The organism is Arcobacter venerupis, assembly GCF_013201665.1.
Taxonomy (GTDB): Bacteria; Campylobacterota; Campylobacteria; order Campylobacterales; family Arcobacteraceae; genus Aliarcobacter; species Aliarcobacter venerupis.
Map to the genome: position 1 here is coordinate 2,428,399 of NZ_CP053840.1, position 18,679 is coordinate 2,447,077.

The window sequence follows — 18,679 nt, forward strand, 5'->3', positions numbered from 1 at the left end:
AACTGTTGTTTTAAAAATAAAATTTTCTATTGGGATACCCAATCCTATTTTATAGTTGGATTACTTCTATTTTTTCATCCATACCTTCAACTTCTAAATAATATTTTGAGCCATCTTTCCAAATTTTAGTATTTGGTCTATATTTATACTTCTTTTGTTGCCATTTACTTCAATCTATGAATTCAAAAATATCATTTTCATTCCACCATTGGATTCCTCTTCTATTTTCTTATCTTTATATAACTAAACTTTAAAATTATAAACTTACCGCCGTTGCATTTGAGAAAAATTGATTAATTAATACTTCTTCATCTTGTGTAATTAACTTTATACAAGTCAAATTCTTTTTGGTTCGTGAACAAGCAACATAAAAAAGTTTTTGACTTGCAATTTTTTTAACATCATTAATTGTAGTATCAAAAATTTTACTAAAATCATATTCATTCCAAAAATACTCATCTAAAACAACAATTACATTTTCAATTCCAGAGCCTTTTGTTTTGTGCATTGTTATATATTCAACTTTTTCACTAATATAATTATAATAATTGACCACTTCCTCAAAAGTAACAATTGGTGAAAATAAATCTATAAACAATTTTTCTTTTTTTAATTCTTTTTCTAACTCTTTAAATCGTTCTTCTTCTATTTCGACTCCAGTAGTTGTCATTCTTGTATATGTATTTTGTTCAGAAGTATAATTTGTTTTAAACGTTCTATACTCATCATTATTTAAACTCGTTAAAAAGACATCTCTTCTTGATAAAAAAGCATCAAAAGACTCAGATTTTTTAATTAAATTATTTTCAAAAGCATAAATTACTGCTTCAATTGCACCACCTGTAAAATTTAACAAATATTCAATATTTTCTTTTAATTTTTGCTTATCTGCTATAGTTCTTATTGGGTATCCAACTTTTTTCAATTCACTCAATATAAAATTAAAATTCCCCTTTTCATAGGATTGACAAAGTTCTACTAAATCTATAAGCTGTAACGTTATCAATACTTTATCAATATATTCTTTTGGTTCTTGATATCTTTGTGCAAAAGTTTCATAAAGATTTTGAAAATTTGACTCAATCGAAATAGATTTATTTGTTAACATTAAAAATTTTGAATTGGGCTGATTGTTTTTTGCAAGTTCGATTAAACTGTTTATTTTTTCGATATATTGATTTTTGATTTCTTGAGTTGAATAAGTTGTAGGCTTACTATCAACAATAGAATAATAAAATGTAACATTGCCTTGTCTTTCATCCAAAGTAGATTCATCATGCTTTAGTTGAACTTCTTGGCTTAGTCCATCTGTTCTTATATTATTGATAAAATCAACTACTTGGACAGAACATCTATAATTATCCTCTTTAATTATTTCTTCTAAAGTTTCATCAGTAATATAATTTTGAACATCTCCTATTCCATCTTTATAAATCGACTGCATTGCATCCCCAAATAATCCTATTACTGTTGTATCAGATTGAAGCAAATGCTCTAAAAAGATTTTTATGATTTTTTCATTGGTATCTTGATATTCATCAATAAAAATATAATCAAATTTATCTTGAAGAATTTTACCAATTTTAGGGAAAGAGCTAAAAAGTTGATACGCAATTTCTAATAACCCATCATGTCCAAAAGTTAAATCATTATAACTATTAAATCGAGTTTCATTATATTGAATCTTATTGTAGTCTTTTGCTTCTATTTGGCTTTTTATAAGTTCATTTAATGCTTCAATTTTAGTATTTAAATTTGTATTATATGTTACTGGATCAACATCATAAATTCTTTTTCCTTCGGGATTACCTATTTTTTCAGTAGTGACAGTAAAAAGCTTATTAGCATATTTTTCAAAAACTTTTTTGTATTTTTCGTGTTCTTTCTTTCTCTGTTCAGTTACATTACCACTATAAAATTCTATCTCTTTACGCTCAATTTGTTCAACTTTAAAAAGTTCAAAAATACATTGAAAAATATTCTTCTTATAATCTTTGATTATTGAATTTAGAAATGAATGTATAGTACTAATAGTATATTTATCACCAACTCTAGATTTTATCTCACCAACTGCTAAATTAGTATGTGTTATACAAGCAACTTTTTTATTGGGATGATTTTCAGATATATATTCTAAAACATTTTTCAATGTTTCTGTTTTACCACTACCAGCACCACCTTGAAGAACAAAACATTTTTTATCTTCAATACATTGTTTAATACTATCAAGAGGCGTCATTTTGAATCCATTCTAAAGCATTTTTGATGTAAAGAGGCATTGCCCAATCTATATTTTTTGATAATGCCAAATACAATAAAGAAAATGCAAAATCTGATTTTTTATCTAAAATTTCTTCAGTTAATTCATAAATATCATCTCTAATTATTAATTCATCATCATTTTTCAAACCTCGTAAAACGCTTTTATTATCAATTAGCTTTTGTAAATTCACTTTAATAAAAGCATCTTCAAAACTTCTTGCATGATAATTATCTTCTTCAATTTGATATGACAATTTTATTTTTCTATTATTAATTGATATAGATTCTTTTTTTAAATTTTCAAACCAATTAGCAAAAGTATTGTTATTAACATCAGGTGAACTAAAATATTTTCTTATTGTCAGATTGCTTGTATGTGTTGCACCATCAACTTTATGTCCTTTGTAAATAGTTCTTCCCGTTTGATTTTGAGTTTTAAATGTTGTGTCGATATCAGTGATTATTAAAGTTTGAATATCAAAGAATCTTACTAATTTATCAAAAGCTTCTGCATTAGCCCCTACTTCTAAAATTGAAATATTTTGAGAAGAAATAGGTATGTAATTAGGAATATCTTTTCTGTCATTATCAAATTTATTAATAAAATATGGAAGTAACATTTTTTCTGTTGTTCCCTCAATAAATATTATTTTATTTGCAAAAAATAATTCTGAGGCTTGAAGTGTTAAGTATTGTTCAACAAACTGAAATTCTTCCTCTTCAGTTCCATATAGTTCTTTTAATTCTGAATGAAAATTTTTGATTTTTATATTCTCATGGATATTTAATAAATATCTTATATCTTTAAAATCACACTTAGATACTATTTGTGCAGAGTGAGTTGTTATAACTGTTTGCAAATTTTCAATACTTTTAAAAACTTCTTTAATTTTATCAATAAATTTATATTGCATTTGAGGATGAGTATGAGCTTCTGGTTCTTCAATAAAAAGTAAATTTATAGCTTTTTTTTCTTCTTTAAAACTTTCTTTTTTCATCTCAATATCTAAAAGAAGATACAAAATATTCATAAAACCTAATCCATTTAAATGTTCAGGTAAATGATTAGAACTTTCACCATAAATAACCTTTGAAGAATTATTAATAACCTCATTTGATTCTAGGTCAGATACAACTTTTAGTGTATCAATATTTAAAAAATCTTTACCGAGTTTTAGAAAATCTTTAAATTTTTCAGTATATTCAATATCTAACAATCCATCCATTGTTATCATTTGGTCATTTATATTAGAAAAATTTGGATTATTTAAATTTTTCTGATTGAAATACTTAGTAGTCATACTTGAAAGTATTTTTTTACCTTTGTTATCATCTGAACTTGAAACATTTCTTTTTGCATGAATTATTTGGAAATTTATGATGTTTTTAATTTGCTTCAAATCTTTTTTTATTAATTTATAACGATTTACTTCTAGTAAATCATCATCATTCTCAAATGAATAAATAGTTGTTTTTAAATGATTTTGTAAATTCTTCTTTAAATATCTAGTTTTTTTATCTTGGCTATCTAAAGATTCTAAAATAGGTAATATTTTTTCTTTTTTTATTGTTACTTCAAAAAGTATTTTTACGGTATTACTGGCTGGGTCTAAATCCAAAATAAATTCAGATAAATGTTCTAGATTATCAGATTCATCATATTTTATTTCTAAAATCATTTGTATAGTTAATTCTAAAATATTTGTATAAATATCAATATTATCAATTTGTTGACGCAAAGATATACTAAAATCATCATAAGTAAAATTTTCATTGTTATAAAACTTCTCAAACAAAACTAAAAGTGAAGTTTTCCCACTATTATTTCTTCCTATTAGTAAAGATAAACCATCTTTCATTTCTAATACAGAATCTTTTAATAACCTAAAATTCTTTATTTTTATACTTTCTATTTTCACATTATTCCTTTGTTATATATTATAAAAATTTAATAAATTCATACCAGATTTCAAACATTCTATTCAATTCTCTCTATTGATAAGTCCCTATGTAAAAATATATCTTCATTATTTACTTAATTTCTGAGCTAGTTCTCTACAACTCTAATACCTCTAAAATTCTGACCAAAACATCAATCAAAATAAATCCAAAACTTAAAAATACCACTCTTCCCCAATAATCAACCAATATCCTATCAAAAAAGTGTCACACGCGGTGTCACATGTTTTTTTATACTTTTATTTCAAAATCATGGTTATTCTTTTTTAAATATAAAGCTATGTATTAATAAATTAGATATTATCCCTTTATTTTCATGCTATTTACTATTCATTTATAACTTTTTGATACCATGAAAATATATTAAAGTAAGCCTAATAACAATATAATTGCAAATTATAAATCCAAAAGGAAAACTAAATGTTCCAAAAAATTTTATTAAAAATATTTTTTATTTTAATAATCCCAATTCTTTTATTTTCAGATAATATTCCCACAACTCCAATAAAATTATTAATAAAAGAAGTAACACCAACTACTGTAGCAGTTGAACCAACACCAGTTGAGGAGAGCATAAATGCTCCTATTGCTCAAAAAATAGAAGACCAAATAGCTGCACAAACTCAACTAATAAATGATGTAATTGATAATATAAATAATGAATCTTATTTAACAAGTCTTCCTGATAAAACTTATTATGAAAATGAGATTCTTTTTTTAAACAATAGAATAAATGCTAATAATATTCAAAACAATTCAATAGCAATAAAAAGAGATGAACTAAGAGTTGCTTACTTAAAAGAGAAATCAGCTTATGAGACTACGTTAAAAGATATTATTATCGGAAAACAAGAGTTTAGAAATAAGAAATATTTTGAAGATACCCTACTCGATAATATTAGATTAATTCAAAATTTTAAACTTGATGATTATACTTTAATCTATGAAAGTGAGTCAAAAAATAGTACTAATAAAGTTTCAAGTGATTTTGTAAATAATTATATTGATCTTTATAACCAAAAACATACACAACTATTTGTTTTACAATACTTATACACAAATATGCAAAAAATAAGAACTTCAAACTTTTTTATTGATGAATTTAATCTAAAATATATGATAAATAAAATTGATAATATTAGAGGAATCTCTTTCTTATCTTCACTAACTTCATATCATTTAAATTTTTCAATTGGGGAAGCAGTTGTTGTTTTATTTATCATTTTATTTTTTAGATTAATCAATAAATATGTAATTGCATTAATCGCAAATTTCATTTCAAGAATATTTATAAAAGAAGAAACAGCAGATGAAGAAAGTGTAATCTTTTATTTAAAAGATGCTATTAATTCACCTTTAATTTATAGCTTATATCTTCTTTCTATTCAACTTTCTCTTTTTATTTTAATAAAAGACCAAACATTACTAAATCATATTATTCCTTGGATAAATACAATGTATATGGCTTTATTAACTTGGGCAATATATTCTATATTAAATAATAGTATTACAATCTATGCACAGAATTTATTAGAAAAATATCAAAATGTTAGAAAAGAAATGATTGTTTTTATACTAAAAATAATCAAAGTTTTACTTATATTAGTGGTAATTTTATTCTTATTCACGCAACTTGGAATTGATGTAAAAGCAATCGCAGCATCACTTGGAGTTGGGGGTATTGCTATTGCACTTGCTGCTAAAGATACATTAGCTAACTTCTTTGCTTCATTAAATATCATGACTGATAACTCATTCTCTCAAGGTGATTGGATTAAAACAAAAGATTTCGAGGGAACTGTTGTTGATATTAGAATGAGAACTACAAGAATTAGAACTTTTGACAATGCAATGATTACTGTACCAAACTCTCAAATAGCAAATGCACATATTTTAAATTGGTCAAAAAGGGTAATTGGAAGACGAATAAAAATGTCAATTGGTGTTAGTTATGAAAATAAAATGAAAGATATTATAAATCTTAAAAATGATATTTTTGATATGTTACTATCTCATCCAAAAATTGCTACTAATCACAATATAAATATTTCACAAACAAAAGCTTTTGAAGCAATAAAAAGAGAAGATTTATATGGTATTAAAAACACTCTTTTAGTTTTTATTGATGAATTTGATGCCTCATCTATAAATATCTTAGTTTATTGTTTTTCAAAAAGTCCTGTATGGGAAGAATGGCTTGATACGAAACAAGATGTTATGATAGGAATTGCAAAACTTGTTGAAAAAAACAATTGTGAATTTGCATATCCAACACAAACTATATTTATGAAACAAGATGGGAAAATAGAAGAAAATATTTAATCTTATTTTTTTACTAAAAAATCAGCTTTGGTTTGAAGAGTTTTTTTATATAAAAACTCTTTTTCTCTTTGAGTAAATTTTTCTTCTTTTTGCTCTTCTTTTTTAGGTTCTTTGATTTTTGTCTTTTTGTCTTTTTTTAAATTTTTGTCATCACTATTATCTTCTTTTTTAAACATTGTCAAAAGAAGATAAACTGAAAAAACAATATTAAAAATAATAATTACCCATTTTGAAATAAGTGCAATTTCTAAATAAGCTAACTTATCTTTTAATTTTAAATATTCAATAACATCGCCATAAATTGCATTTGCAAAAAAAGCAATTATTAAAAGTAAAACAATTAAGATAACTCTTCTTCTAAATTTAAATAAGTAGTACCAAAAAAATGCAGATTTAACTTGTTTAAACATTTATACTCTATACAATAAAGTTAAGCCCAAGAGCAGCAAGGGCAACAACAAGGGATTTGGTTTTTAAATCATCAATAATTTTTCTCTCTTCATCTGCAATTATAATTTCTAATTGTTCATCACTATAATCATCAAATGTTTTATGATTTTCAACTAATCTAGCTTTTGTAGCTAATATGGCTTTTTCTCTTATTTTTAGTTTTATTGATTCTTTTAATTGTTGACTCTTAATTTTTGGATAATCAAAAGCTTTTGTAGCATTTTCACTAGCAATACTTAATAGTTTATTTGAGTTCTCTTTTAGTATCTCTTTAATTCCCATAATTTATCCATTAATTTTTTTGTTTATTCTAACATTTATACATTAATGAAATAATAACTATAAATATATAGGGTAATTACAAAACATATTCCCATCTAGGATAAACAGCAGCTATGTTTTTTATGTCATCTATTTTAAACACACTAATAATCTTAAATCTACCACTTGTTAAAAAGGCTTTAATTCTCATGTTGTTTTCCTTGATTTTTATACACGCAAATTATATGCTTATTAAAATAATAATATACTTAAATATATATTTATTTACATACTTATTATTAATTTATGATATACTTTTGCATACTATTTGGTGGAGAAATATGGAAAAAGAAAATTTCAAAAAATTATTAAAAAAAGCCGATTTTAATAAACGAACATTTTCAGAATATTTAGGATTAAAATATCAAAGTGTAAACTCATGGGGAAATAATGGACGAAATGTTCCATATTGGGTTGAATCTTGGCTAAATTTATATATTGATAATAAAAAATGCAAACAAATAAAAGAGATTTTAAAAGATAGTGGTATTTGTAAATAATATAAATTATTAGATTAAAATATAAATGATTATAATAAATAAATTCTTACAATATTAGAATAATTTTTTATGCTAGAAAGCTTTAAAAAAGGCTTATTTAAGTATATTATACATAAAATACTCAAATTATAAAAAGGATTATTATTGGAACCACAATATGAAAAAATTATTGTACTTCTTATAGTACTTACATCTGCATTTTTAACATGGAAAATGGTAAAAGATTTTTATATCACTAAAATTCATAAAATTTTTGCACATTTAATTGCAGTTATTACCTCGTCTTTTATGTTACTTTCATCCATGTTTTTATTTATGCCTAAAAACTACCAAAGAGGTGTTGGTCCTGAAGTTGAAATAAATGTTATGAGTATTATTACAATCATAGTTATGTTAGGTGTTTTATATCTATTTTTTAAATTTATACCTGACAACAAAAAATAAATTTTATAGGAATTATTATGCAAGCATTTTTAGAAGAGGCTAAAAGATCTAGCCGAACTATTGCGAACCTAAGTACTGCTGTTAAAAATAAAGTTTTAAATGAAATGGCTGATGCTTTAATGAATCACTGTGATTTTATCATTTCACACAATGAAAAAGATATGATAGATGCAAGAGTAAATAATTTAAGTGAAGCTTTACAAGACCGATTACTTTTAACAGGAGAGAGAGTAAAAGAGATGTCAGATGCAATTAGACAAATTGCATCACAAACTGAACCAGTAGGAAGAATCTTAGATGGTTGGGTTACAAAAGATGGCTTAAACATCCAAAAAGTATCTATTCCAATTGGTGTAATTGGAATTATTTATGAAAGCCGTCCAAATGTTACAAGTGATACAGCAGCACTTTGTTTTAAAAGTGGAAATGTATGTGTTTTAAAAGGTGGAAAAGAAGCTGAACATTCAAATAAAGCAATTGCTGTTGTTTTAAAAGAAGTATTAGCAAAAAACAAACTTCCAGAGCAAGCAATATCTTTACTTCCAGATTCTAGTAGAGAAGGTGTAGCCAAACTTATAAAACAAAACAAATACGTAGATTTAATTGTTCCTCGTGGTGGAGAAGCTTTAATTAAATATGTAAGTGAAAACTCATCAGTTCCAGTTATAAAACATGATAAAGGTATTTGTCATATTTATGTGGATAAAGATGCAGCACCAGCGAAAATAATTGATATTGCAATAAATGCAAAATGTCAAAGACCAAGTGCTTGTAATTCAATGGAAACACTTTTAATACATGAAGATATTGCACCATATATTTTATCTGGACTTGAAGATGCATTTGCAGAACAAGGCACTATTTTAAAAGGTTGTAGTGAAACACTAAAATATATTAGAGTAATTCCAGCAACACTTGAAGATTATGATACAGAATATTTAGCTAATATTTTAAATATTAAACTTGTAAAAAATGTTGATGAAGCAATTGTTCATATTCAAAGACATGGTTCAGGACACTCAGAAGCAATTTTAAGTGAAAATTATTCAACTGTAAATAAATTTTTAAATGAAGTTGATGCAGCTTGTGTTTATGCAAATGCAAGTACAAGATTCACTGATGGTGGAGCTTTTGGATTAGGGGCTGAAGTTGGTATTTCAACAAACAAACTTCATGCAAGAGGACCAATGGGAATAAGTGACTTAACAACATTTAAATACAAAATTTATGGTTCTGGTCAAGTTAGATAATTTTATAATTAGGAAAAAAATGTCAAAGAAAAATTATGTAGAAGCTTCATTTGAAGCTATAGTGAAAATATAATGAAAAAAGTATCATTAACACTAGCAAGTTTATTTGTTGTTGTACTATTTTGGTATATTTTAGGGGCTGTTTTAGTTTTAAAAGATAATTCAAGTACTTTTTCAAAACTTCAATGTGTATCTTATGCTCCATTTGGAAAAGATGATTCACCTTTTATGATGGATAAAGGTTTAGTAATTTCAGAAGAGCTTATTAAAAATGACTTGCAATTACTTTCTAAATACACAAATTGTATTAGAACTTATTCAACAGTAGGTTTAGAAATGGTTCCTAAAATTGCTAGGGAACATAATCTAAAAATGCTTATGGGTGCATGGGTAAATGGAGATGAAAAATCAACACAAAAAGAGCTAGATACTTTAATTAAACTAGCAAGTGAGAATAAAGATATAGTAAATGCGGTTATTGTTGGAAATGAAGCCTTATTAAGAGGTGATTTATCTGATAAACAACTTTATAAATATATCAAACAAGTAAAGACAGCACTTCCTGATACTCAAGTTACTTATGCAGATGTTTGGGAATATTGGCTTAAATATCCAAATATTAGAGAAGTTACAGATTTTGTAACGATTCATATTCTTCCTTATTGGGAAGATGATCCAATGAATATTAGTGATTCAATTAAACATTTAGCAAATGTAAGAGAAGAAGTTGAAGCAATATTAAAAGATAAAAATATCTTAATTGGAGAGACAGGTTGGCCATCTGAGGGAAGAATGAGGGAAGATGCACTTCCAAGTAAAACTAATCAAGCCATCTTTGTGAGAGAATTTGTAAAATTAGCACAAGAAAAAAACTGGAATTACAACATTATTGAAGCTTTTGACCAACCATGGAAAAGACAAAGTGAAGGTGCTGTTGGAGGATATTGGGGATTTTTTGACAAAGACAGAGTTGATAAACATGTATTTACAGGAGATGTTTCAGATTTTCCAAATTATAAATATTTAGGATTTGGTTCACTATTACTTGTTTTAGTTTTTTCATTTTTATTAAAAAATTCAACTATTTCAACAAAAAAAGTAGTTCTATTTAGTGTTGTAAATACACTTTTTGCAATTTTATATATGTTACAAATGGAACAGTTTGATATAACAGTTAGGTCAAGTGGAGAAGTTGTTTGGGCAACTTTGGTTTTAATAACACATATTTTCATCTACTATTTTGCACTTTCAAGTATTGCTAAAAATACAAAACCTGAAATTATTGCTATTAGAGAAATTATCAAAGATAAACATATAAATACAAATACTTTGCCAATGATGTTATTTTATTCATCATTTATTTTTGTATTAATTTCAACAATAATCCTTGCATTTGAAGGAAGATATAGAAATTTTGAAGTTTATATATTTGCTATTTCTGCTATTTCATTTGTTTTACTTTATGGTGGGAAATTTGTAAATATGCAGTTTAAAGAGTTTGAAAAATTATCATTTTTAATTCTTTTAATAACAACAGCAATCACATTTTATAATGAAGGTTCTTTAAATATTTTCTCAAATATTTGGGTTATGATAGCTTTAGTTTTCACTTTTATACTATTTAGAGGAAGCAAAGATACTTCATTTAGTAGTTTAAAAAATGTAATTAAGTATATTGTAGTATTTTTTGCAATTGCAGCTTCATTTAGATATGGATTTGTTTCAGATAAAGATATTATCGCTCAATGTAATTTAAATGATGACACATTGCTTTGTGGCTTTAAAAATGAAATTGGATACTTAGGATATATTGGAGTGTTTGGAATTATTGCTATTTTTAGTGCAATTATTGCTTTAGTTACTAGAAACAAACAATTTATACTTGCTGCTTTATTTATATCTATTTTTGCTATTATGATGTTTAATACAATTGTAGGATCAATAGCATTTATTTTAACTACTATGATTTTGTGTAAAGAAAAAAACCTAAAAGTTTTAAACTCTTAGGTTTTGCTATTAATATTTTGTACTAAATTTATAATCTTTTTTATAAATCTTAGTACAAATTTTTATCTATTTTGAGTAAGTTTTCCCTGTTTGTTTCATCATATCTTCTACCATTTTTTCTTGATCAGGACTTAATTCAGGAACTTCTGAATTATTATTTAATACATCATCCATAACTTTTACAGGAAATGGTGGTAATTTAAATTTATCATCTTTAATATCAATATTAAATACAGCTAATTTTGCTTGTTGTATTTGAATAATTCCCAAAGATTTACTTACAAATTTTAATGGAACTGTATTATAAATCCAAATTTTATCTTCACCTAATTGCCAAATATCACATTTGTAACCTAAAATTTCTTCTGAACCAATTTTTTTAGCTCCCATAGAACTTAATGTTTCGCTATTTTTTAAATTTAAGAAAGGATTCTCTTCATCTACAACCATCTCTTGTTGATAAGTTACTTTTTCATCAAAATCAACATTATAAATTTTATTACCAACTATTTTTGTAATATTATGTTCTTCTTCTTTATCATCTGTTACAATTTGAACTATTTTATCTTCTGATAATTCTAATTGTCCATAATCTTTAAAGTATAACTTACTACTTCCACTCACTGATGCTTCACTTCCCATAACATCACCATTACCTGAAATTTCGTACTCAACAATAGCTGATTTAATATCATATCTATTTGATTGAGCAAATAAACCAACTACCCCAAATAATAAAAATCCAAAAATATATTTTGATTTTCCCACTCTTTTATCCTCTGTCTAAATTGAGCGAATTATACATCTAATCCCCTAAATAAAGCAATACAAAAATTTAATAAATACCACCAAATGAACACTATTTTTACTTAATATAATAAAAATAAAAGGAGCTTTTATGACTTATTCTAAAAAAAGATATTTTGTCTACTTTGCATTAACACTATTTATAATGTTAGTGCCTTTTATAACAATAAATGACAATCATTTATTATTATTGTCTTTTGATAAATTACAATTCCATTTTTTAGGTCTTGTATATAGTGTTAGTGAACTTTATGTTATGCCATTTTTACTTATGTTTTTATTCATAGGAATTTTTGCCCTAACTTCAATGTTCGGAAGAATCTGGTGTGGATGGAGCTGTCCACAAACTATGTTTAGAGTAATTTATAGAGATTTAATCGAAAGTACAATTCTTGATTTAAGAAGAATTAAAAATAAACAAAAAGATATTGATTATAGTAAAGGTTCAAATCAAATAAAAAAATATATTGCAGTTTTATTATGGTTTGTGATTACTTTAATAATTTCTTCAAATTTCATGCTTTATTTTATTCCACCTGAAGACTTTTTTGTTTATTTACAAAATCCATTAGATCACAGTTTTATGATTATATTTATTTTAACAGTTGCCCTATTTTTAGTATATGATATAGTTTTTATGAAAGAAAATTTCTGTGTTTATATCTGTCCATATTCTAGAATTCAATCTGTTTTATATGATGATGACACAAAACAAGTAAATTATGATTACAACCGAGGTGGAAAAGTTTATGAGAATAATGTTAAATCAATCTTTAAAGTAAAAGAGTGGAGTAAAAATGAAGAGTGTACAACTTGTGAAGCTTGCGTAAAAGTTTGTCCTACTCATATTGATATTAGAAAAGGTTTACAAGTTGAGTGTATAAATTGCCTTGAGTGTAGTGATGCATGTGCTAGTGTTATGGGAAAATTAAATAAAGAGTCACTAATTCATTGGGGAAGTACAAACAAAATTTTAAACAAAAAGAATGTGTCTATTTTTACTAAAAAGAATACAACATATTTTGTATCTCTATTTTTATGTATATTCTTAGCATTTTATTTCTCACTAGAAAAAGAGAATTTTTTAGTAAATGTTAATAAAACAACAGAACTTTATAGCGTTAAAGAAAATGGTACTATTTCAAACAACTATATTTTAACTATTCATAATACTCAAGATAAAGATTATACTTTTGATATTAGATTACTTGATGACAAAGATTTCAAAATAAAAAGATTTGAAAGTGTTAAACTAAAAGCTGGTGAAAAAACTAAAAAAATTCTACTTTTAGAAACTACAGATGATTTCAAAAAATTAGAGAAAAAACCATCAAAAGTTTCGATAGAAATATTTACACAAGAAAATGAGAAAATAAAAATCTTAAGACAAATAGCTTTCTTTTATCCAAAAAACTAAAGAGCTTTTTCAATAAAGAGGGAAAATAAAACACCCTCTTTTTTGTTTTCAACAAAAATTTTTCCTGCAAAACTCTCTTCAATAATCATTTTACAAAGATATAAGCCAATTCCAGTTCCTTCTTCTTTAGTTGTAAAATATGGTTCGAATATCTTCTTTAAGTTTTTACTTTTTATTCCGCCACCATTATCTTCTAAAGAGATTATTACCTCAGCTTGATTTGCTGATATATTAATTTTTATTTTAGGATTTTCTATGTTTTTCAAAATATCAATAGAGTTTGAAATAATTGCAATTAAAACTTGTGAAAGTTCACTTTTTACTCCAAATATTTTAATCTCTTCATAAACTTCAAACTTTGATTCTAAAGTTATATTATTAGTTTTTAAATCTGCACTTAATATTGTTGTAGCATTTTGAACTGCATCTTTAACACTAAAAAGCTTTTTTTCTTTATCTTGCGTATAAAAATCTTTAAAATCATCTATTGTTTTTGATAAAAATTGCAACTGTTCATTCGCTTGTAAAACTTTTTTATCAAAATACTCTTCGTCTAATTTTTGAGTATTAAACCTTTTTTTCAGATTCATTAATATATATGAGATATTATTTAAAGGTTGTCTAAATTGATGGGTTATATTAGCAATCATTTCCCCTGATTTTACAAATTTTGATTGCTGTAAAATCATCTTTTCAAAACTTTTATTTTCATTTTTTAATTCATTATATTTTGCAGCTATTGAAGTTGTAAAAAGTATTGCTTCTAGTGTAAAAACAACAAGAACAATATCAAAATATCCACTTTGAATATAAAAATCCTTAAAATCAAAAACAAATAAAACAATACATAAAACAGACCAACCAATTACATAAATGAGTGTTGGTTTAAATCCATCTTTTAAGTTAAAAATAATCGAAATAAATAAAATTGCATAAATAATAGTATAAGGAATATATTCAAATAAAAGATAGTGATAAACAGCTGTTAAAATCACAACATTTAAAAGTAAAGTGTTAATTATTAACTCTTTATAGTTTGTGATTTTTGGTAAAAACTTTCCTTCATAAAAATTTATAGCAAAAATCATAGCACTAAGACTTGCAAATACTAAAGATAACTCTTGAACCAAAACTGCAATATTAAATAATTTACTATAAGAGACAATATAAACTAAAGAAAAAACTTGCATAAAACAGTAACTTATATAAAATATCTCTTTTGAATATACATATCTAATAAATGTATATATTATTGTCATTATTAATATACCAAAAGTTATACCATAAAAAAGAATGAGATTTATTTCAGACATCTATTTTATAACCACTATTTGTAAGATTTAAAATTAGATTTTTAGGGATTTTAGTTTTTAGATTTTTAACTAATGTTTTTAAAGCATCTTTAGTCATAACACTATCGCTCCAAACATAATTTTCTATCTCTTCATAACTTACATATCTATTTCTATTTTTTACTAAGAGCTCTAAAAAAACAAGCTCTTTTGCTCTTAGTTTTACAATTTCATTTTCAATTACTAAGTTTTTATTAAACATATCAAAATATATATTTTCTTGTAGTTTTACAATATTTGATTGATTATTTTCTAAACTATCTATACATAAAAACAAAGCTTCTTCAAACTCTTTTTCACGTACTGGTTTTACTAGATATTTTACAAGTCCTAACTCAATTGCTTTTAATAAATAATCCTTATCACAAAAAGCAGTGATAATAATGATTTGAGTATCTTTATCTTTTTGTCTAATTCTTTTTACAAACTCTAAACCATTTAATTTTGGCATTTGAATATCTGTGATTATAATATCTGGTTTATGTTTTTCGTATAATTGTAAAGCAATAATTGCATCACTTGCTTCATAGATTTGCTCAAAAAAGTTTTCTAAATACTCAATACCATTTTCTCTTGCAATCTCATCATCTTCAACATACAAAATTTTTATATTTTTATATAATTTTTTTATCATTTGAAATTATATCTTATAAATGATTATGATAAAATTCCGCCATGAGAGAATATAAAACCCAAACAAAAGAGTTAATTTTAACAACAACATTTTCAACCCCAATTGGTGAAATGTTTGCTGCTGCTTCAAAAAAAGGTATTGTAATGCTTACATTTTTTATGCCTTTTCATCTTGAAGCTAAAATCCAAACTTTAAAAAATATTTTGGATGCAGAGGTAATTCCTAGCAATTGTGAAATATTTGAAGCTTTAAAAACTCAACTTGAAGAATACTTCAAAAAACAAAGAACAACATTTGAAATACCTTTACAATTAATCGGTTCACCATTTCAAATAAAATGTTGGAAAGAGTTACTCAAAATTCCTTATGGAAAAACAATAACTTATAAAGATGAAGCAAAAAATATAAATCAAGAAAAAGCTTATAGAGCTGTAGGTAATGCAAATGGACAAAATATGATAGCTATACTTGTTCCTTGTCATAGAGTGATTTCAACTAATGGGGAAATTGGTGGATATAGTAGTGGTGTTGAAAAAAAAGAATTTTTATTAAAGTTAGAGAAGAATGATAAATAAAACGATATTTAGACAATACGATATTCGAGGTATCGTAAATGAAGAGTTGACCTATGAAAATTCAAAATTGATTGGATATTATTTAGGTCTTTATATAAAAGAAAAAGTTCAACAAACTCCATATATTGTTGTAGGTTATGATGTAAGAACCCACTCAAATATGTTATTTGAAGCTTTGATTTCAGGATTAAATTTATCTGCTTGTAAAGTTTTACATATTGGACTTGTGGCAACTGGTGTAAACTATTTTGCCTCTTATCAAGAGTTTTTAATAGATGGGAATAAAATAAAACCAAATGCTTCAATTATGATAACAGGAAGTCACAACGCAAAAAAATATAATGGCTTTAAAATCACAATTAATAATGAACCATTTTTTGGCGATGAACTTTTAGCTTTATATTACAAAATCCTAGAAAATCAAACTATAGAAATCCCTGATAATTTTTCTTGCATAAAAACAGATGCAAAAAGTTTATATGTAGATTATATGGTAAATCAATTTTCAGATCTAAAAAATTTTAAAGTACCTTTTGCAATTGATTGTGGAAATGGTGTTGCAAATACAGTTTTGAGTGAAATTTTAGATAAATTAAATCTAAACTATCAAGCTTTGCATTTAATTCCTGATGGAGAATTTCCAAATCATCATCCAGACCCGACAAATGAAAAAAATCTTGAAGATTTAAAAACTCTACTTAAAGATGATTGTAATTTAGGATTTGCCTATGATGGAGATGCAGATAGAATTGCTGTATTAACACAAAAATACAATATCAAAGGTGATATGTTAGCCCTACTTTTTTCAAAAACTATGAAAAATCCAGTAATTATTGGAGAAGTAACCTATTCACAAAATGTATTCAATGAAATGAATCAAACTTCTAAAACTATTATGGATAAAACAGGCTACTCAAACTTGCGATTAAAACTAAAAGAGTTAAATGCTGATTTAGCTGCCGAAGTTTCTGGGCATATTTTTTTTAATGATAGATATTACGGTTTCGATGATGCAATATATGCAACATTTAGAGTTTTAGAGCTTTTATATAAAGGAATAGATTTAGATGAAGAGTTAGATAAACTTCCGAAAGTTTATACAAGTTCAAATATTGAAATAGAAGTTTTAGAAGATAAAAAGTTTTTAATCATAGAAAAAATAGAAAATAAACTAAATGAAATTCAAAGAGGTTTTCCAATAATCAAAGATATTTTAAAAATAGATGGCCTTAGAATCAATTTTGAGTATGGTTGGGCGTTGATTAGAGCTTCAAACACAAATGCTTTAATAATGACAAAATATGAAGCCACAAGCTTTGCCACAGCGATGAGTTATAAAAAGGCTGTAGAAAATTTATTAAATGAGGTAATAGATGAAATTAATAGCACTACAAATTAAAACAACACCAAATTTTCAAGATAATTTGACCCACTTACAAGAGCTTATAAATTCTTGTGAAAATAATTCACTTATTTTAGCTCCAGAATTAGCTCTAAGTGGATTTGCCTATGACAAAATGCAAGAAGCTGCTGATTTTTCTATAAAAGCAATTGAAGAGATAAAAGAGTTAAGTAAAAATAAAACAATTGCTTTAACATTTATAAAAGAAGAAAATAAAAAATTCTTTAATACTTTACATATTTTTCATAATCAACAAATTATTCATAGCCAATCAAAAGTAAAACTTTTCCCATTAGGAAATGAACTTGAGCATTTTTCTGCTGGAAATATTGAAGATATTAAGATAATTGAAATAAATGGATTAAAAATAGCTACATTAATCTGTTTTGAACTTAGATTTCCAGAACTTTGGGGAAAAATAAAAGGTGCTGATATAATTTTAAATCCTGCAATGTGGGGGTTAAAAAGAAAAGACCATTATGAAACTATTTCTAAATCTCTTGCTTTAGTAAATCAATGTTTTGTAATAGCATGTAATAGTGCAGATGATGATATGGCAAAAGGAAGTGCGATTATAAATCCATTTGGAATTGTAAGAAAAGATGATAAAAAAGAGATAATTGAAGATTTTTTTGATTTAAATGAGATAAAAAAAGTTAGAGAATATATAAATATTGGTTTAGATAGATAATTTTGTATTGATTAGAGATTTTTCTCTAATCTACTTTTAGTGAATTTCTTATTTCTTCCAAACTCACTCCATTTTGTTTTGCTAATAATGCTAGTTTTGTAATTCTTCTAATATGAGTTGGAATCACTTTATATGTCGTAAAAGTTGTTGCTTTTACACCTATTTCTTCTGCAAATTTACCTTGAGAAGAAAAGCCAATTTCTTTAATTATTTTTTTAAACTCTTTCTTTTCCAATGTGTTTCATTTTCGTTAAATTTTTTTGGAATTATATTGATATGAAGCTAA

The 18,679-nt window shown here is 25.1% G+C and carries 17 protein-coding genes; 9 read left to right on the top strand and 8 right to left on the bottom strand.

The features are described 5' to 3' along the window. Positions 1-256: 256 nt before the first annotated feature. Together AVENP_RS12010 and AVENP_RS12015 are read right to left on the bottom strand one after the other, a co-directional pair. Complete coding sequence (locus AVENP_RS12010) at positions 257-2,239, bottom strand: UvrD-helicase domain-containing protein (RefSeq protein WP_172664306.1); 1,983 nt, start codon at positions 2,237-2,239, stop codon at positions 257-259. Then, positions 2,226-4,181 carry an ATP-dependent nuclease gene (locus AVENP_RS12015; RefSeq protein ID WP_128359132.1) on the bottom strand — a complete coding sequence of 652 codons (1,956 nt, stop codon included), beginning with the start codon at positions 4,179-4,181 and terminating at the stop codon, positions 2,226-2,228. The genes AVENP_RS12010 and AVENP_RS12015 overlap by 14 nt, the downstream gene beginning before the upstream one ends. A gap of 460 nt (positions 4,182-4,641) precedes the next feature. Here AVENP_RS12015 and AVENP_RS12020 point away from each other — a divergent pair, with 460 nt between their 5' ends. After that, positions 4,642-6,543 carry a mechanosensitive ion channel family protein gene (locus tag AVENP_RS12020; RefSeq protein ID WP_128359133.1) on the top strand — a complete coding sequence of 634 codons (1,902 nt, stop codon included), beginning with the start codon at positions 4,642-4,644 and terminating at the stop codon, positions 6,541-6,543. Positions 6,544-6,545: 2 nt separating this feature from the next. Here the strand turns inward: AVENP_RS12020 and AVENP_RS12025 are convergent, their stop codons facing one another. Continuing rightward, on the bottom strand, positions 6,546-6,953 hold the full coding sequence (locus AVENP_RS12025) for a hypothetical protein (protein ID WP_128359134.1): 408 nt from the start codon (positions 6,951-6,953) through the stop codon (positions 6,546-6,548). Positions 6,954-6,960: 7 nt separating this feature from the next. Further along, the gene (locus AVENP_RS12030; protein ID WP_128359135.1) at positions 6,961-7,275 is read right to left on the bottom strand and encodes a hypothetical protein; all 315 of its coding nucleotides are present in this window, start codon (positions 7,273-7,275) and stop codon (positions 6,961-6,963) included. A 320-nt stretch (positions 7,276-7,595) separates the two neighbouring features. On the opposite strand from AVENP_RS12030, the gene AVENP_RS12035 reads away from it, so the two are divergent. The 4 genes from AVENP_RS12035 to AVENP_RS12050 all read left to right on the top strand — a co-directional run bounded on the left by AVENP_RS12035 (position 7,596) and on the right by AVENP_RS12050 (position 11,515). Further along, complete coding sequence (locus AVENP_RS12035; protein WP_128359136.1) at positions 7,596-7,814, top strand: XRE family transcriptional regulator; 219 nt, start codon at positions 7,596-7,598, stop codon at positions 7,812-7,814. Between the two features lie 144 nt (positions 7,815-7,958). Further along, on the top strand, positions 7,959-8,258 hold the full coding sequence (locus AVENP_RS12040; protein ID WP_128359137.1) for a hypothetical protein: 300 nt from the start codon (positions 7,959-7,961) through the stop codon (positions 8,256-8,258). A gap of 17 nt (positions 8,259-8,275) precedes the next feature. Then, positions 8,276-9,508 carry a glutamate-5-semialdehyde dehydrogenase gene (locus tag AVENP_RS12045; protein WP_128359138.1) on the top strand — a complete coding sequence of 411 codons (1,233 nt, stop codon included), beginning with the start codon at positions 8,276-8,278 and terminating at the stop codon, positions 9,506-9,508. A gap of 72 nt (positions 9,509-9,580) precedes the next feature. Next, on the top strand, positions 9,581-11,515 hold the full coding sequence (locus AVENP_RS12050) for a glycoside hydrolase family 17 protein (RefSeq protein ID WP_128359139.1): 1,935 nt from the start codon (positions 9,581-9,583) through the stop codon (positions 11,513-11,515). A 66-nt stretch (positions 11,516-11,581) separates the two neighbouring features. On the opposite strand, the gene AVENP_RS12055 is transcribed toward AVENP_RS12050, so the two are convergent. Continuing rightward, the gene (locus AVENP_RS12055) at positions 11,582-12,283 is read right to left on the bottom strand and encodes a hypothetical protein (protein ID WP_128359140.1); all 702 of its coding nucleotides are present in this window, start codon (positions 12,281-12,283) and stop codon (positions 11,582-11,584) included. A 130-nt stretch (positions 12,284-12,413) separates the two neighbouring features. On the opposite strand from AVENP_RS12055, the gene ccoG reads away from it, so the two are divergent. Next, the gene (gene ccoG, locus AVENP_RS12060) at positions 12,414-13,739 is read left to right on the top strand and encodes a cytochrome c oxidase accessory protein CcoG (protein WP_128359141.1); all 1,326 of its coding nucleotides are present in this window, start codon (positions 12,414-12,416) and stop codon (positions 13,737-13,739) included. Here ccoG and AVENP_RS12065 read toward each other — a convergent pair. Both AVENP_RS12065 and AVENP_RS12070 read right to left on the bottom strand, forming a co-directional pair. Beyond that, entirely contained in the window at positions 13,736-15,052 is a 1,317-nt protein-coding gene (locus tag AVENP_RS12065; RefSeq protein ID WP_128359142.1) for a sensor histidine kinase, read from the bottom strand. The genes ccoG and AVENP_RS12065 overlap by 4 nt on opposite strands. Continuing rightward, positions 15,045-15,725 (bottom strand): response regulator transcription factor, encoded by a 681-nt coding sequence (locus tag AVENP_RS12070; protein ID WP_128359143.1) that lies wholly within the window; start codon positions 15,723-15,725, stop codon positions 15,045-15,047. Before AVENP_RS12070 ends, AVENP_RS12065 begins: the two co-directional genes overlap by 8 nt. Before the next feature lie 41 nt (positions 15,726-15,766). Here AVENP_RS12070 and AVENP_RS12075 point away from each other — a divergent pair, with 41 nt between their 5' ends. Genes AVENP_RS12075 through AVENP_RS12085 form a run of 3 tightly spaced genes read left to right on the top strand, consistent with a single transcriptional unit; the run spans position 15,767 to position 18,393 of the window. After that, positions 15,767-16,300 (top strand): methylated-DNA--[protein]-cysteine S-methyltransferase, encoded by a 534-nt coding sequence (locus tag AVENP_RS12075; RefSeq protein WP_128359144.1) that lies wholly within the window; start codon positions 15,767-15,769, stop codon positions 16,298-16,300. Further along, positions 16,290-17,699 carry a phosphomannomutase/phosphoglucomutase gene (locus tag AVENP_RS12080; protein WP_128359145.1) on the top strand — a complete coding sequence of 470 codons (1,410 nt, stop codon included), beginning with the start codon at positions 16,290-16,292 and terminating at the stop codon, positions 17,697-17,699. Before AVENP_RS12075 ends, AVENP_RS12080 begins: the two co-directional genes overlap by 11 nt. After that, the gene (locus AVENP_RS12085) at positions 17,674-18,393 is read left to right on the top strand and encodes a carbon-nitrogen hydrolase family protein (protein ID WP_128359146.1); all 720 of its coding nucleotides are present in this window, start codon (positions 17,674-17,676) and stop codon (positions 18,391-18,393) included. The genes AVENP_RS12080 and AVENP_RS12085 overlap by 26 nt, the downstream gene beginning before the upstream one ends. Before the next feature lie 25 nt (positions 18,394-18,418). On the opposite strand, the gene AVENP_RS12090 is transcribed toward AVENP_RS12085, so the two are convergent. Continuing rightward, the gene (locus AVENP_RS12090) at positions 18,419-18,628 is read right to left on the bottom strand and encodes a hypothetical protein (protein ID WP_128359147.1); all 210 of its coding nucleotides are present in this window, start codon (positions 18,626-18,628) and stop codon (positions 18,419-18,421) included. Positions 18,629-18,679: the final 51 nt, after the last annotated feature.

Bases quoted from the DNA above. Each gene is read 5' to 3' on its own strand.
- AVENP_RS12085 (WP_128359146.1), top strand. From the start codon at position 17,674: ATGAAATTAATAGCACTACAAATTAAAACAACACCAAATTTTCAAGAT.
- AVENP_RS12030 (WP_128359135.1), bottom strand. From the start codon at position 7,275: ATGGGAATTAAAGAGATACTAAAAGAGAACTCAAATAAACTATTAAGT.
- AVENP_RS12020 (WP_128359133.1), top strand. From the start codon at position 4,642: ATGTTCCAAAAAATTTTATTAAAAATATTTTTTATTTTAATAATCCCA.
- AVENP_RS12010 (WP_172664306.1), bottom strand. From the start codon at position 2,239: ATGACGCCTCTTGATAGTATTAAACAATGTATTGAAGATAAAAAATGT.
- AVENP_RS12045 (WP_128359138.1), top strand. From the start codon at position 8,276: ATGCAAGCATTTTTAGAAGAGGCTAAAAGATCTAGCCGAACTATTGCG.
- AVENP_RS12065 (WP_128359142.1), bottom strand. From the start codon at position 15,052: ATGTCTGAAATAAATCTCATTCTTTTTTATGGTATAACTTTTGGTATA.
- AVENP_RS12050 (WP_128359139.1), top strand. From the start codon at position 9,581: ATGAAAAAAGTATCATTAACACTAGCAAGTTTATTTGTTGTTGTACTA.
- AVENP_RS12025 (WP_128359134.1), bottom strand. From the start codon at position 6,953: ATGTTTAAACAAGTTAAATCTGCATTTTTTTGGTACTACTTATTTAAA.
- ccoG (WP_128359141.1), top strand. From the start codon at position 12,414: ATGACTTATTCTAAAAAAAGATATTTTGTCTACTTTGCATTAACACTA.
- AVENP_RS12070 (WP_128359143.1), bottom strand. From the start codon at position 15,725: ATGATAAAAAAATTATATAAAAATATAAAAATTTTGTATGTTGAAGAT.
- AVENP_RS12035 (WP_128359136.1), top strand. From the start codon at position 7,596: ATGGAAAAAGAAAATTTCAAAAAATTATTAAAAAAAGCCGATTTTAAT.
- AVENP_RS12080 (WP_128359145.1), top strand. From the start codon at position 16,290: ATGATAAATAAAACGATATTTAGACAATACGATATTCGAGGTATCGTA.
- AVENP_RS12075 (WP_128359144.1), top strand. From the start codon at position 15,767: ATGAGAGAATATAAAACCCAAACAAAAGAGTTAATTTTAACAACAACA.